This window comes from Paenibacillus sp. LBL, assembly GCF_029893715.1.
In the GTDB taxonomy this organism is placed as follows: domain Bacteria; phylum Bacillota; class Bacilli; order Paenibacillales; family Paenibacillaceae; genus Paenibacillus_AQ; species Paenibacillus_AQ glucanolyticus.
In genome coordinates this window covers 293030-307760 of the sequence record NZ_JARXYU010000002.1, presented here as the reverse complement: position 1 = coordinate 307760, position 14731 = coordinate 293030, and the positions used below count along the sequence as shown (strand labels likewise).

Annotated in this window: 12 protein-coding genes; 2 read left to right on the top strand and 10 right to left on the bottom strand. The window is 48.8% G+C overall.

The features are described 5' to 3' along the window. Positions 1-25 precede the first annotated feature (25 nt). The 3 genes from M2277_RS06485 to M2277_RS06475 form a co-directional block, all read right to left on the bottom strand. Positions 26-1393 (bottom strand): ABC transporter substrate-binding protein, encoded by a 1368-nt coding sequence (locus tag M2277_RS06485; protein ID WP_280754409.1) that lies wholly within the window; start codon positions 1391-1393, stop codon positions 26-28. A 289-nt stretch (positions 1394-1682) separates the two neighbouring features. Then, a complete protein-coding gene (locus M2277_RS06480; RefSeq protein WP_036637229.1) occupies positions 1683-2606 on the bottom strand; it encodes an ArsR/SmtB family transcription factor in 924 nt (307 codons plus the stop codon). Between the two features lie 309 nt (positions 2607-2915). After that, on the bottom strand, positions 2916-4781 hold the full coding sequence (locus M2277_RS06475) for a beta-L-arabinofuranosidase domain-containing protein (protein ID WP_280754408.1): 1866 nt from the start codon (positions 4779-4781) through the stop codon (positions 2916-2918). A gap of 194 nt (positions 4782-4975) precedes the next feature. Here M2277_RS06475 and M2277_RS06470 point away from each other — a divergent pair, with 194 nt between their 5' ends. Next, complete coding sequence (locus M2277_RS06470) at positions 4976-5842, top strand: helix-turn-helix transcriptional regulator (RefSeq protein ID WP_280754407.1); 867 nt, start codon at positions 4976-4978, stop codon at positions 5840-5842. Positions 5843-5865: 23 nt separating this feature from the next. Here the strand turns inward: M2277_RS06470 and M2277_RS06465 are convergent, their stop codons facing one another. The 3 genes from M2277_RS06465 to M2277_RS06455 form a co-directional block, all read right to left on the bottom strand. Further along, entirely contained in the window at positions 5866-6660 is a 795-nt protein-coding gene (locus M2277_RS06465) for an SDR family NAD(P)-dependent oxidoreductase (protein WP_280754584.1), read from the bottom strand. A gap of 121 nt (positions 6661-6781) precedes the next feature. Then, positions 6782-7627 (bottom strand): aldo/keto reductase, encoded by an 846-nt coding sequence (locus M2277_RS06460; protein ID WP_280754406.1) that lies wholly within the window; start codon positions 7625-7627, stop codon positions 6782-6784. Between the two features lie 67 nt (positions 7628-7694). Continuing rightward, the gene (locus M2277_RS06455) at positions 7695-8900 is read right to left on the bottom strand and encodes an MFS transporter (RefSeq protein ID WP_280754405.1); all 1206 of its coding nucleotides are present in this window, start codon (positions 8898-8900) and stop codon (positions 7695-7697) included. Between the two features lie 190 nt (positions 8901-9090). On the opposite strand from M2277_RS06455, the gene M2277_RS06450 reads away from it, so the two are divergent. After that, positions 9091-9489, top strand: a complete 399-nt coding sequence (locus tag M2277_RS06450; protein ID WP_006210917.1) for a winged helix-turn-helix transcriptional regulator — start codon at positions 9091-9093, stop codon at positions 9487-9489. Between the two features lie 272 nt (positions 9490-9761). Here the strand turns inward: M2277_RS06450 and M2277_RS06445 are convergent, their stop codons facing one another. From M2277_RS06445 to M2277_RS06430, 4 genes are all read right to left on the bottom strand, one after another. Then, complete coding sequence (locus M2277_RS06445) at positions 9762-10760, bottom strand: ABC transporter substrate-binding protein (protein ID WP_063479856.1); 999 nt, start codon at positions 10758-10760, stop codon at positions 9762-9764. Positions 10761-10794: 34 nt separating this feature from the next. Beyond that, positions 10795-12510, bottom strand: a complete 1716-nt coding sequence (locus M2277_RS06440; RefSeq protein ID WP_280754404.1) for an ABC transporter ATP-binding protein — start codon at positions 12508-12510, stop codon at positions 10795-10797. A gap of 88 nt (positions 12511-12598) precedes the next feature. Next, positions 12599-13633, bottom strand: a complete 1035-nt coding sequence (locus tag M2277_RS06435; protein WP_006210920.1) for a FecCD family ABC transporter permease — start codon at positions 13631-13633, stop codon at positions 12599-12601. Next, positions 13634-14689, bottom strand: a complete 1056-nt coding sequence (locus M2277_RS06430) for a FecCD family ABC transporter permease (RefSeq protein WP_006210921.1) — start codon at positions 14687-14689, stop codon at positions 13634-13636. Positions 14690-14731: the final 42 nt, after the last annotated feature.

Here is a 14731-nt window from a genome sequence, read left to right as displayed (position 1 = left end):
TCCACCGCAGCATGTGCTGCCCTGCCTACTTATTGCTTTCGTCGTAAAGCTTCTGCAGCTTCGGCTGCTCCTCTTTGACAAATTCAGCTGCGGATTTCTTGCCTGTCCACACTTGACTGGCATCCTGCCAGAACGTATCCAGCCATTTGGTGTTTTTGGAGGTAACCTCAACTGGCGGACGTCCATAATCTTCGATGATATCGAGGAATACCTGACGAGTCTGCGGGGCCTTCTCCATGTCCAGGAATTCGCCCTTTGCCATATCCATCAAATTCGGAACCGCTTGACCCAGCATGTAATTTTCTTTTTGCGATTCCGGATCCAGGCTCAAGTACGCTGCCAGGGCAAATGAATCTTCAGGATATTCCGTTTTCTTTGATACAACGAATCCAAGCGAACCCAGCCACGTTGCGGTTTTGCCCGTATTTGGACTTGCCGGCCATGCGGCGATGTCCCACTCAAACGGCAGATCCCAGAAACCAGGCTGATCCCACGGACCCATTGGGAACATCGCCACTTTACCGGCAACGAAGCGAGCATAGGCGTTCTGGGCCTTCTCATCGTCCGGTGACGGACTGACTTTATGTACCAGGCTCAAATCGGCTACAAATTGCATCGCTTCTGCGAATTCAGGCGTATCAATTGTAATCTTGCCGGTAGCGGGATCGAGCCAGTCGGCTCCGTTGGCCCACACCGCGGATTCGGTGGAGTAGCCCGCAACACCGAACGTATCGATCTTTCCGCGCTCATTCACAACGGTGATGGCTTTTGCATCTGCGACCATGTCATCCCATGTGTATTCGCCAGCCTTGGCGCTAGGGTATGGAAGGCCCGCTTTATCAAACAACGCTTTATTGTAAGCAAATGCCCACGGACCTACGTCTTTAGGCAATCCGTACAAATCTCCGGAACCCACATTGCTTCCATCGTAACGATAACGATCGAGTCCCTGCTTCCACACGTTGTCGGGGTTCACGTCGCTGCTGGAGTTAAGCTGGGATTCCAGATTTAACAGAACATCACTGGAGACCAGCTTATTGAAGTGGGCTCCTCCGGCATAAAAAACATCCGGTGTCTTGTTCGCCGCAATCAATGTATCCAGCTTCTGATAATATTCCGCAGGCGGAACGACAGTATATTTCACTTTCTTGTTCGGATTCTTTTTCATATAGGAGTCAATCAGCTTCTGGAATACGGCTTTCTCGGTATCGCCTCCCCATCCCATGAATTCAATCTGGGATTTTGCGTTTTCACTCGTTTCTCCCGTCCCACCATCCGATTTCGGGTCCTCCGGTGCAGCGGTATTATTGCTGGAACCACAACCTGATAGTACAAGCATGAAACTTAACACCATTGTCAATGAAAGCTGAACCCACTTTCCTTTCCAAACCATAATGGATGCTTCCCCCTTCGATTGATTTGCTGATAAACAAACTACTGCTCAAAACAGCGCTTCCATGAGTACATCTGGAGCCATGAACTAGTTTTCTCTGCCCATGTTTCCAACTCTTCAATACTCATTCGTTTGTTTTATTACAATTAATTTGTTTATAAACAGAATAATAAATGCTTATTAAATGTTTTGTCAACGCTTTCTTTCAAAATTATTGTTTTATTCAATAAAAAAAGTTTCAGAATGTTTTGTATTACAAAACATCTGAAACCTTAACGTTTAATATGGATCAATCATACTGCAGCTTCATCACAATGCCCTGCGCGTAATCGCCAAATCCTTTTCCGAACAAATTGATACCGCCCTGATGCTTCGCATCGGGCTTGATCCCGATCCGAAACGTAATAAACGGCTTGTCCTCCAGATGAAGATCCCGAAGGGTAACATCCGAGCATTTCTCTTTATCCACCATGCTTCGGTTCAGATCGGTAGACCAGGTTTTCAGCAGACCGTGCTGTGTGCTGTTGTCATACCACCATGAAGGATTAAGCTTGCCGCGGTAATCGCCGAAATCTCCTGGCGAAATCCATGACCCCACCTCTATGTCGTTAATCCACACCGTAATTTCAGAAGGCCAATCATTATTGAAGTTTGGCGCCTCGGAGCATATCTCGAGGGAGAATTCCAGTGACTGGATCTGTGCTCCTGCTGGAAGCTTTCGGGGAAACCGATATTCGATCCAGCCTTTACGGAACCATATGATCTCTGCGGTTCTGCTCTCTGGAAGATAGAAATTAACCGGATCGTCCTCTTGAAAAACCATCCCTGTCGCATTGGCCATTCCACAGGTAGGAACGATATCAAAATTAATGAAATGACCAATGGGCATTTCGATTTCCTCAACCTTGCTTGTATTTTGGTCATAGGCCTTGGGGTTCAAAATCATGCGTACATCGTCAAAATTTCGGCTGCACACCTTCATGGCCCCTCTTGTCGCAGGCTGAAGCTCTGTGACGATTAATTCGGCTTCTTCCAATACTTTGACGTTGTTTGCCGCTGTCGATACGGGAATATCAAGCTGTTCCGCGATTTCCAAGATATTAAGATTAGCTTTGGCCAGCAGCAGCTTAATAATGCCTATTCTGGTCTGCGTGCTGAGTGCATGAGCCACTTTTACCAATCGGTCAGAATCATTAATGGACAGTTCCAGCAATGTACAGTCACCTTCTCGTCATATTTCTTTATCTTACAATAATATAAACAACATCATGCGTATTTGTCCAGTTTTTTTGTAATAAAACAATGATACCATAATACTAGAACGCAAAAAGAAGCTTTCACTCCTCACCGTTTAGATTTCCATCTAAAACAAGAGAAATATGAAAGCTCCTAAACATGCCAGTAACGTTGAACAGCTTGGTATGCAGTTCTAAGAAACAAACGAAAATTCCGTCTGGCTACGATACTCCTGCCCTGCTCAGCTTGCGTTAGCTTTTCAGTCCCCGTCATCCTTACCTTAAGATCATTTCTTTCGCTTCCCGATCAGAGGAAATTCGCCAATTCGAAGCCTCGCGCTTCCATACGGAACTAACTCTAATTCCGTAATGGGCTGTCCATCCGTATTCGGATGCAGCGGTGGAGTTCCTGCGTTGTTGCCTTCCATTTTCCAATCCCGGATTAACTGTCCCTGCGCCTTCACCCTGACCGGTGACTCTGAAGCCAAGAACGGCTGCCGAGCCATATCCTGCTCCAGCACCTCGAATGTCGTATCGGCAATCAAACCATATTTCCATGGCGATGCAGGATATACCTCCCAATCGTGAAACATATCCCGCTGCTGGATCATCTGCCAGTTCTCCTTCACAGACAGCACATAAACCAGCGGCCCCCTTTCGATGCTTGCAGCGTACATGCTCCGCGACGAGGTTCTCACTTCCATCGGCAGGTGAATGTCCAGGCGGTCACCGCTCTGCCAGTTCTGAACGAGCCTTGCATAACCGGATGTAACCTGGAACTCCAATTTGTGCCCGTTCAGCGTAATGACGGGATGATCGCACCATGCCGGGATACGCAAGGAGAGAGGAAATGATTCCGATCGTTCCAATGACAGCTTGATCTGGACGCGATCCTTAAACGGATATTCTCCGCTTACCTCTACAACTGCGGCACCCCCTTGACCTACCGTTGTTCTCACGGTGCATGGCGCGTAGGACACGGCTGCAAGCCCCTCCTCCCGATCCTTCATCCAGAGATGTGAAGTCAGCTTGGGCCAGCCCTGGTGCATGTTGGCCGTGCAGCATCCGAAGTTCGGCTCCAATCCGAACAGGTTGGCATCCGGACCATTGCTCCATGGCCGCGGAGCGACGTTGCACACCATCTGATTGACCTGCTGGTCATACTGATGGGATGTCCAATCCGGAGAGATTGCGGCAGGCAGCGCATTAAAGGCAACCTTCTCCAGAATGTCCCCAAAGCGTCCGTCTCCGAAAATACGCGTCAACTGCTCCATAGAGAACATATACTCCACGACGGCACACAATTCCACGCCCTGACTCGGATGGGTACCGGACAACCATTCATCTCCCGAGAACATGCCGTGCGCTTGACCATGATAATTCATCAACGAGTCGATGCCTCGCAGCACGCTTTCCCGCTCTTTGACGTTGCCGTTTAATTCAAACAGCACGCCCGGCGTTTTGATTCCCATGGCTACGTTGACAACATGGGTCGTCCAATCCCACTCCTCAACCTTTCGCCAGAATGGGAAATCATGAAAGATATCGCTCCAGTCCGTCGTTTGTCCGGCAACGATATCGGCAAGCTCTAACAGGAAGGATAACGACGTGCGTTTATACAACCAGACAATGCACAGCAGCATTTCCGCGCCTCTTGTCTGAGCCCAGCCCCGAAGCGGCTGTTCCTTAATAACCGAATGGACATAAGCAAAAAATTTCGTGAGAAACGGGATGATTCGTTCATCCCCTGTTGCTTCTTCATGCTGCATCATCACTTTCAGCATGATCATGTAATGCCACCAGTCCTGCTCCTTGTCGATATCCTGATTTACCGATGTAATACGCGCCGGACCGAACATGCCATTCTCCTGCTGGCTGGCAAGCGACCACTCGACCCAGCGGTTCGATTTGGCAATTAACGACTCGTCTTCAAGCAAATAAGCTAAAGGAAGCAACCCATCCACATAATACGGTCCCCGTTCCCAGCTCTCCCCCTGTCCACCCAGCCAGCCATTATCAGCCCCAACGTCCTTCCACTGTTCCTCCAAATGTCCGGTAAGCCCGTTTGCCTGAATCTCAAGCTGATCCTTAAGCCAGCCAGCCGGCTTTATGGCTCCTAATGGGAGGTTGCTAAACGCAGTCTCATGCAGCATTCACTTCCACGCTCCTTGTTTCTGTCTTGTAGGTGTACACTCTGATAGAAATATATCATGTCATCAGACGGTGCCCTATACACAGAAGCAACCTGTTTTTATCCAATTACAACATCATGCGTCTTATTGAATTCTGATCAGAAAAGAGTTTATTATGGAGAAAAAGTTTGGATGACAGGAGGTCAAACAAGCATATGCTCTTCCAATTCACGGCACCGCCGCTGCCTCACTATATTATTTGTGGAGAAGATACCTATCAGGAAGGACACCAGCATCCGAATCGGTTTAATATCGGTGTCTTTGATCTGATTCTGGTTACAAGAGGCGTTTTATATCTGGAGGAGTCTGGCGCTCCGTATCGCGTTTCCGCAGGCTGTTACCTGATTCTGAGACCGGATGCCGCGCATCGCACCTTTTTGCCATGCCAAGAGGAGACGCATTTTTATTGGCTGCATTTCCAGACGCTCGGCCAGTGGATCGAAGTAGAGGAAATAACCCCATTTGCCTTATCGCAATCGGAGCAGCCATATGTACATATCGAGAACTTCACCTTCTATATACCGAAATACGGACAGTTATCATCGGGAGAGCAGGCCGAGCTGTTCATCGAACAATTGCAGCTGCTGGAGCAATCCCTTTCTTCCGCAGCGCGTTGGAAGCAGCAGCAGGTATTGCAGGAGCTTCTACTGCTGCTTCAAGCTGAAGAACAAGGAATTCAGAAGAGACAGAACCCTCATTATGTCATTGCCGAGAGAACGGCCAACTATCTCAGGAAACACTACAACGAACCCATGAGTTACGGGAGGTTATCCGATGCCATGCACTTTCACCAGAACTACCTTTCCATATGCATGAAAAAGACGTTTGGCTGCACTCCCCTGGAATTTCTTACACGGCATCGAATCGAACAAGCCAAACAAATGCTGATTCATACCAATGATCCCATTGGGCATATTGCCGAAGAAGCCGGGTTCGGCTCGTTTCCTTATTTTATACGATGCTTTTCCCGTTATACTGGCCTCAAACCCAAATCCTTCAGGCAAAAATACCGTTCACCATGAGTTTATCGTTCCATTGCCCTGGCCTAGAACACACTACGGACCAAGCCCCCATCTACTCGGAGTGCTGAACCGTTGATGGCCGAGGACTTGGGGCTGCTGAGATAGGTAACAAAATCCGCAATCTCCTCGGGTCGAATCAATCGCTGAATAATGGACGTCGGCCGGTTTTCCTTCATAAATCGCAGCTCGGCTTCTTCGATGGTGAGCTTCTCATCAGGGTACAGAGTATTCAGCATCGTCTCCACACCTTCGGTCAGGGTGGATCCGGGCATGACGGTATTCACCGTTACGCGTGTGCCTGTTGTCAGCTCGGCCAAACTCCGGGAGAGGGACAGCTGCATCGTTTTGGTTGCACTGTAATGTGCCATCTCTTGCGATGGCATGACGGCAGCTTCACTTGCGATAAAGATGATTCGGCCTTCATTGCGACTTAGCATGTTTTTCAGATAATGCCGCGTTAACCGAACACCACTCATAATATTCGTCTCAAAGAACCTGAACCAATCCGCATCCGAAATATCAAAAAATTCAGCAGGCTCAAAGATCCCCAGATTGTTAACCAAAATATCAAGCACCGGACCTGCTTCCCTAACCTGATGGCATCCCTCCTCCGTGCCAAGATCCGCAACGACAAAACGCACCTCGGCATCCGGGTGCTTCGAGTGAATATCATGGATCGTCTGTTTCACCTTATCCTCATGTCTGCCATTAATAATGACCGATGCTCCCTCAGCTGCAAGAGCCATGGCAATAGCTTTGCCAATGCCGGACGTCGAGCCTGTTACCAATGCGATTTTGCCTTGTAGATCCAGATTCATCATTTCTCGCTCCTTCTTAGGCTATGTAGAAAATGGACTCTCCTTGTTTCCGAAGTGCAGCTGGAAATGAAGGAGAGCCGTAATATTTATTACACTTATATTGTTACCTCAAACGGATTTCTTAAAAGTCAAAATCGTCCGGGTCGGGACCAACTCTGAGGTCCTGATTCAAACTGTCGATACGCTGCATATCCTCATCAGACAACTTGAAATCGAAGATAGCCGCATTCTCTATAATCCGATGTTCCTTGGTTGATTTTGGAATGGTAATCACGCCGTTCTGCAGATCCCAACGCAGAATAATCTGGGCAATGGATTTATGATGCTTCGCGGCAATGCCTTGAAGATCCTCCTGATCCAGCAGCTGGCCCTGCATCAAGGGGGACCAGGCCTCGAACTGAATTCCGTTCGCTTGGCAGTACTGCTGCAGCTCCTTTTGCGTCAACCGCGGGTGATATTCCACCTGGTTCACCATCGGTTTGATTTCAGTTTCCTTCATTAACTGCTCCAGATGATGGATGTGGAAATTGCTCACGCCAATGGCTTTTACCCGCCCTTGCTTGTACAGCGTTTCTAGTGCTTTCCACGCTTCTACATATTTCCCTTCAACCGGCCAATGTATGAGATACAGGTCCAAATATTCCAGTCCCAGCTTCTGGACACTTGTTTCACAAGCCTTTAGTGTCGATTCATACCCCAGGTCAGCATTCCACACTTTAGATGTAACAAACAGATCTTCTCGCTGGATTCCCGCGGCTTCCAGACCCTCACGTATTCCCTGTCCAACGCCTTCTTCATTTTCGTATATGGCTGCCGTATCCACGCTGCGATAGCCGTGCTGGATTGCCGTGCGAACCGCATTTACCAATTCCGGTCCTTCTTCTACTTTAAAGACACCAAGTCCAAACCATGGCATATTAACGCCATTAGATAAAGTGGTTGTATCCTGTAAGTTTTTTGCTGTCATGTTGGTAAAACCTCCGATTATTTGTGAGAATGTTAGAAAGCTTCCCTTCTTACTTACAATTAATTGATCAAGCTGCTTGGTCTCGATGCCCTTGCTGATCCTTCCGTTCCAGCTTCAAACTCCAACCGGTGAGCACAACAGCGCCCAGCACCATCAATGCGCCGATCCAGGCTGTATGAATCATGCCAAGTGAATCCGTAATCAAGCCGCCCATAAAAGCCCCGATTGCAATACCAGCATTGAAGGCGGCAATATTCATCGCGGAAGCCATATCGACAGCCCGGGGAGCAAACCGCTCAGCCAACATCACGACATAAACCTGAAGCCCTGGCACATTCATAAATGCAAGAAAGCCCATGAGAATAATCGTGATTAGACCGGCGACTTTGAATGGTGCAGTAAACAGCAGAATGAACATCACCACCGCTTGAGCGATAAACATATAGAGCAGGGCTTTAAGCGGGTTTCGGTTTGCTGCCTTCCCGCCGATAACATTACCAATTGCAATGGCAATTCCGTATACAAGCAGGATGACCGCCACCGTGCTTTCCTTGAACCCTGTTACATCCTGAAGTAATGGAGACAAATAAGTGAAGACAACGAAAGTACCCCCATAACCCAATGCAGTGATCAAGAGCATAAGAAGCAGTCTGCCGTTTGTCAACAATTTAGCCTGATCACGGAATGTAGTGCGCTCTCCCTTGGGCAAATCCGCAGGGACTAGAATGCTGTTGGCAATGAAGGCGATAACACCAACTACAATAATTGCCACAAAAGCAAGCCTCCAGCCCAACTGCTGACCGATAAATGTTCCAAGCGGAACACCCGTAACCGTAGCTACCGTAAGCCCCGTAAACATAATGGAGATGGCGGAGGCTCTGCGATTCTCAGGTACGACGCTTGCTGCAATGATCGAGCCGATGGACATAAATACGCCATGCGAAAAGGCCGAAAGCACGCGGGCGGCAAGTAGAATGCCAATCGAAGTTGCACTGGCAGCCACGCTATTACCGATGATAAAAATAATCATAATCCAGAGCAGCAGCGCTTTTCTGGGCATCCTGGATGTAAGTGACGTAAGAATCGGTGCGCCGAAGGTAACGCCCAGCGCGTACATCGAAACGGTTAAACCGGCGGTCGTCACCGAAATATTCATATCCTCTGCAATAAGAGGAAGCAGTCCCACGCTTATAAACTCTGTAGTGCCGATAGCAAAAGCACTGACCGCAAGGGCTAACAGTGCAAACAAACTTCTCTTTTTGTTAACGATCATGATGTTAATAGTTCCCCCTATCAAGTGTATAACTTGTATTTTGTGAAAATATTCTGTATGGTGTAATCCAGCTGGCAAATGCTATTATGATTGATATCATCTTTTGTGTGAAGAACGTACTTTTTAGTAAGGTAGGTACCACAGAGTACCCTAGGTACTTATTGGTGCCTATAAATTAAGGAGGATGTATATGCAAGCAAAGAAATACAACATAGCAGTAGAGGCAACCTTGGAGGTTATCGGAGGTAAGTGGAAATGCGTGATCCTGTGTCATCTGACCCACGGCCGCAAACGAACGAACGAATTGAAGCGGCTCATGCCTCATATCACGCAGAAAATGCTCACTCAACAGCTGCGGGAGCTTGAAGATGACGGCGTAATCAATCGGATTATCCATAACCAGGTACCACCGAAAGTGGAATATGAGCTGAGTGAGTACGGTATGAGTCTGTGCGGAATTCTGGACATGCTCTGTGCATGGGGGGAAAGGCATATTACAAAAGTATACGGAGACAAGTTCAGTGTGCTTGAGGATAGCATACTGAATGACAAACTGAAGACAGGCGATGCACCATTAGATGTACTTTAGACTTATATCAAGCGGACCTGCTCCCTTCTGTAGTCCAGGATTAGGATTCAGATGATGCTATGGACGCGATCCAATGCCAAAAGGGCGAAGTCAGATATCACTGACTTTGCCCTTTTTTAAGTTACTCTATATGTTCACCGCGGTCAAAGACGGTCTATCTTGTCCATTCACCAAATGTTGAATTCGTCCGCACTACTGCCATTTAATCTCCAGATGTACCCATCCCAAATTTCATCTCATTCGTCACGCGAATCATTCATACGCCACGTTTTTTATTTCGCGTTTTCCTTCTCTTTTTTGGCAACGATCATATCCGTCACTTCTTGTGCTTGAGCCAGGACAGCTATGGGGTCATACGGCCAGAATCGTTTGGCGTCCAAATAGAACACGCGATCTTGCTTGACAGCCTCAAGGGAGCTCCATACCTTGTCATCCTTGTCTAAAGTACCACCTTTCGACTCATCCAGGAATATGTAATCGCCAGCATAATCTTTAAGGACTTCCATAGAAACCTCCTTAAAGGTTTCCCCTGTGTCGATTAATTCCGTTTTAATGCGTTCGGGCGGGGTTAATTTCAGCTCCTTGTAAATCGCCAAACCTCCACGATAGATGCCGTCTCCATACAGATAAAACCCTTTTCCGAAGGCACCGAAAATCGATACCGTTTCTCCCTCTGCCATAACAGCGTTCATGCGGATCCGAAGCTCCCCGATCTTCTCATCAAAGCTGGCGAGCCATTTCGTTGCTTCTTCTTCCTTGCCCAGCATGGCCCCAAAGCCCTCGACTTCCTCATGTACGCTTCGGTAGGTCTCATATGGAATAATAACCGTTGGCGCAATTTTGGATAACTGCTCGTATATTTCGGGTTCCGAGTTAGCGCTTATGATTAAATCCGGGCTTAATTCCAGAATCTTCTCCGTCGCGCTCTCTCCTGTGCTCTCAATTCCTTCAATCAAGTCTTGAATATGCACGTTGCCGAGATCTCTTTCGGTCGCACCTACCGGCTTCTCACCAAGCAGCAGTAACGTAGGCAAGTAAGCATCGACCACAATTCGCTTAGGTTCAGCCGGGATCTCTATTTCTCCATGAATCGTCTCTATTACTCTAGTTGCTGGTGCTGAAGCTTCGCTCTTCTGATTTTCCGCGCCGACCGCAGTTTCCCCGGCAAATCCGGCACTGCTCGTGGTATTCTCTGTCCCGCTACAAGCTGTAATCCATAAAGAACATAGTACGAACATATATAAAAGCACTCGGAATTTCGTCTTGTACATAATATGAATCCTCCAGAATGGTTAATGAGTTCTATTAAGCGCCAAACTGTGCACGATGCAATCGGCTGTATAGGCCACGGGCCTCGAGCAGTTCCTCATGCATGCCTTGTTCTGCAATCCCCTGATCTGCCACTACTACAATCCGGTCTGCATTCTTGATGGTTGCCAGCCTGTGAGCGATCACCAGCGTTGTGCGGCCCTCGGAGAGCTCGGCCAGTGATTGCTGAATCGCAGCTTCGGTCTCCGCATCCAGGGCGGACGTTGCTTCATCCAGGATCAGAATCGGCGGGTTCTTCAAGAACATCCGCGCAATCGACAGACGCTGCTTCTGTCCACCGGACAGTTTAACGCCTCTCTCGCCTATCAACGTATCAAGCCCCTCCGGAAGCGACGCGACCAAATCCTCAAGCTGAGCACGACGGACGGCTTGCATGATTTCGCTATCTGCAGCGCCCAGTTTGCCATAGGCAATATTTTCACGGATGCTGCCATCGAACAGGAACACATCCTGCTGCACAATGCCGATATGGGAACGAAGGGATTGCAGCGTCATTTTTCGTATATCCATCCCGTCAATCGTAATCCGGCCCGCCTCTGTATCATAGAAGCGAGGCAGCAAGGAACACAGCGTCGTTTTGCCTGCTCCAGACGGACCCACAAGGGCAACCGTTTCTCCTGCTCGAATGGACAGATTCACATCCTGAAGCACTTTATCCTTGTTCTCATACCCGAATGAAACCTCGTGGAATGCAATATCTCCCCGCAGATGCTGGACCGGCTTCGCATCCGGCGAATCCGCAACATCCGGCTCGGTCTCAAGCAGCTCCAAATATCGCTTGAAGCCGGCAATTCCTTTTGGATACATCTCAATGACCGCATTGATCTGTTTGACCGGACCTAAGAATACGTTGGACAGCATCACAAACGCAATAAATTCTCCGTTGGTCATCCGTCCTTGGATCACGAACCAGGTACCGCACACCAGAACGAACAAGGAAATGAATTTCATCAGGATAAAACTGATCGAAGAGTTCCAAGCCATAATGCGATAGGCAATCAGCTTGGTCACACGGAAGCGGTTGTTGTTTTCAGCGAAACGTGCGATTTCATGATTCTCATTCGAGAAAGCTTGAACCACGCGAATGCCACTGACATTGTTCTCCACCCGCGCATTATAATCGGCGATATCTGAGAACATCCGCTTGAACGCCGCCGACATTTTGCTGCTGAAATACAGGGATAAATAAATCATCAATGGCACAATGACAAACGTCATCACCGCCAGCTGCCAGTTAATACTGAGCATGATGCCCAGCGCTCCGGCAAGCGTCATAACGGCAATAAACAGGTCCTCTGGACCGTGGTGAGCGATTTCCCCGATATCCATCAGGTCATTGGTCATTCGCGAAACCAGATGCCCTGTTTTGTTGTTGTCAAAAAAACGAAAAGATTGCTTCTGAACGCGGTCAAACAGCTTCTTGCGCATGTCCGTCTCAATGTTGATCCCCAGCTTATGCCCCCAATAGGTAACTACATAATGCAAGAAAGAGCTGATGACATAAATGCCCAGAAGACCCAGGCAAGCATATAGAATCCACTTCCAATTACCGCTCGGGAGCAAATCGTCGATGACCCGGTTCACGGCAAGAGGGAATATCAATTCCAACAATGCTGCAAAAATGGCACAGCAAAAATCAAGGATAAACAGGCCCTTGTAGGGCTTGTAATAAGAAAAAAATTGGCGCAGCATAAGGACCTCCTTAATCCATATTTCCGTTCATTGGGAGCAAGTCCATTTTTTAGCAAAACTCACTTGGTCCTGCAGCACACCTCGGTTTTTAGCCTTTCGACCTGGACAACAGGTACAGGAAATAGGGAGCTCCGATCACCGCAACAACGATCCCCGTCGGAATCTCTGACGGTTGAATGATCCAGCGGCCCAGGGTATCCGCCGTTATGACGAGCAATGCCCCCACCAATGCCGTTATCGGCAGCAGCATCTGATGTTTTGCACCCACCAGTTTCCTTGCTAAATGGGGTGCTATGAGTCCGACAAATCCGATCCCTCCACTTACAGCGACACAAGAGGCCGCCAAACCAACTGCCGCAGCCAGCAGCTTCAGCTGCTCCCTGGTTACGGAAGCACCGAGTCCGGTCGCCATCGACTCCCCGAGATTAAGAACATTCATCACCTGTGCTTTGTACATGACATAAGGCAAAAGCACAACAATCCATGGAAGCAGGGCAAACACAAACTTCCAGCTTGACCCCCAGATGCTTCCGGCAAGCCAAGTTGCAACAAATTGATATTTTTCCGGACTTAGCTTGAGGGTCAACACGATCATCGCCGCACTGATCCCTGCCGCCACAGCAATTCCCGTCAACAGAAGTCCGGTTGGCTTGAAACCCTCATTCTTTTTGTAAGCCAGCACGCAGATTATAGCAGCGGTTAAGCCAGCACCTATCAGCGCCAGAACCGGCAGCAGATATATCGGGGCCGATGTCGTGCTTGGGAAGAATGAAATGAACAGCATCACCATCAAGCCGGCACCCGCATTGATGCCTAAGATCCCGGGATCAGCCAGCTCATTTCGGGATATTCCCTGCATAATGCAGCCAGAAATCGCTAACCCTGCACCAATGAGCAGAGAAATCACAATGCGCGGCAAGCGGAATTCGAATAGAACCAGATTCTGCTTGTCTGTGCCGCTGCCAAACAATGTTTTTATTACCTCAAGGGGGGATAGACGGATAACTCCCGTGTTCATACTGATGAGAAAAACGAGAACGATGAATATCCCAAGTACAGACAGGACCACCATCTTGCGCTTCCTGTCTTTTCGCTCGTGGATGTCATTTGTTATTGCCTCCATTTACAGTCCCCTCCTTTCTTTACGCGCCAGGTAGAGGAAGAAAGGTACCCCGATCAGCGCAACAACCGCGCCCACAGGTGTCTCATAAGGAGGATTCACCATTCTTGCTGCAAGGTCCGCAAGGACAACAAGCAAACTTCCCAGTACTGCCGAGCAAGGGATGATCAGACGATAATCCACACCTACCAGCTTGCGGGTTACGTGTGGAATAATAAGACCGACAAACCCTACCGCACCAACGACCGAGACCGCAGCCCCTGCCAGCACAAGGACAATGACCGTCCCCGCTAATTTCACCAGACCCGTTCGTTGTCCGAGTCCTTTCGCAATGTCATCTCCAAGACTGAGCATTGTAATGGAACGCGACAAGGCAATCGCGCCCAGAATAGCAGCTCCGATCCACGGCAGCATAATCTTCAGGTGAATCCACTTAATTCCCGCCGCACCGCCGGCATACCAGAAGGCCATATCCTGTCCGACCTGAAAATATAATGCTATGCCTTCACTGAGCGCACTTAACAAAGCGCTTAGCGCAGCACCTGCCAGTACGAGGCGAACCGGTGTCAAACCCCCTTTTGCCATGGAGCTAACCCCATACACAAGTACTGCCCCGAGCCCAGCGCCAAGGAATGAGAACAGAATCAGATACATGTACGGTAAGCCCGGGAAAAATGAAAAACAGATGGCAATGACAAAGCCCGCTCCCGCATTTAATCCGAGCAAACCCGAATCGGCGAGCGGATTCCGGGTCATCCCCTGCATGATCGCGCCAGATACCGCGAAACAGGCACCAACCATCGCCCCGCCGAGCACCCTCGGCAGACGCAGCTCCTGTATAATCTGATGCTCAGTCACAGACGGATTAAAGAAGAACACCGCTTCCCATACGCTCCTCAAATCTATCTCGGCTGCGCCCAGCGATATGGATACGGCGATCCCAAGAACAAGTGCTGCCACACCACCAATAAGAATAAAGGTTGCTGCCCATGGCCGCCTTTGGAGGTTGACGCTGGTCTTGGAATCTGTAAGACTTGTATTCGAAGTGTTTGCTGACATCGTTTACCCCTCAATATTTTGATATTGATTATCATTATCATC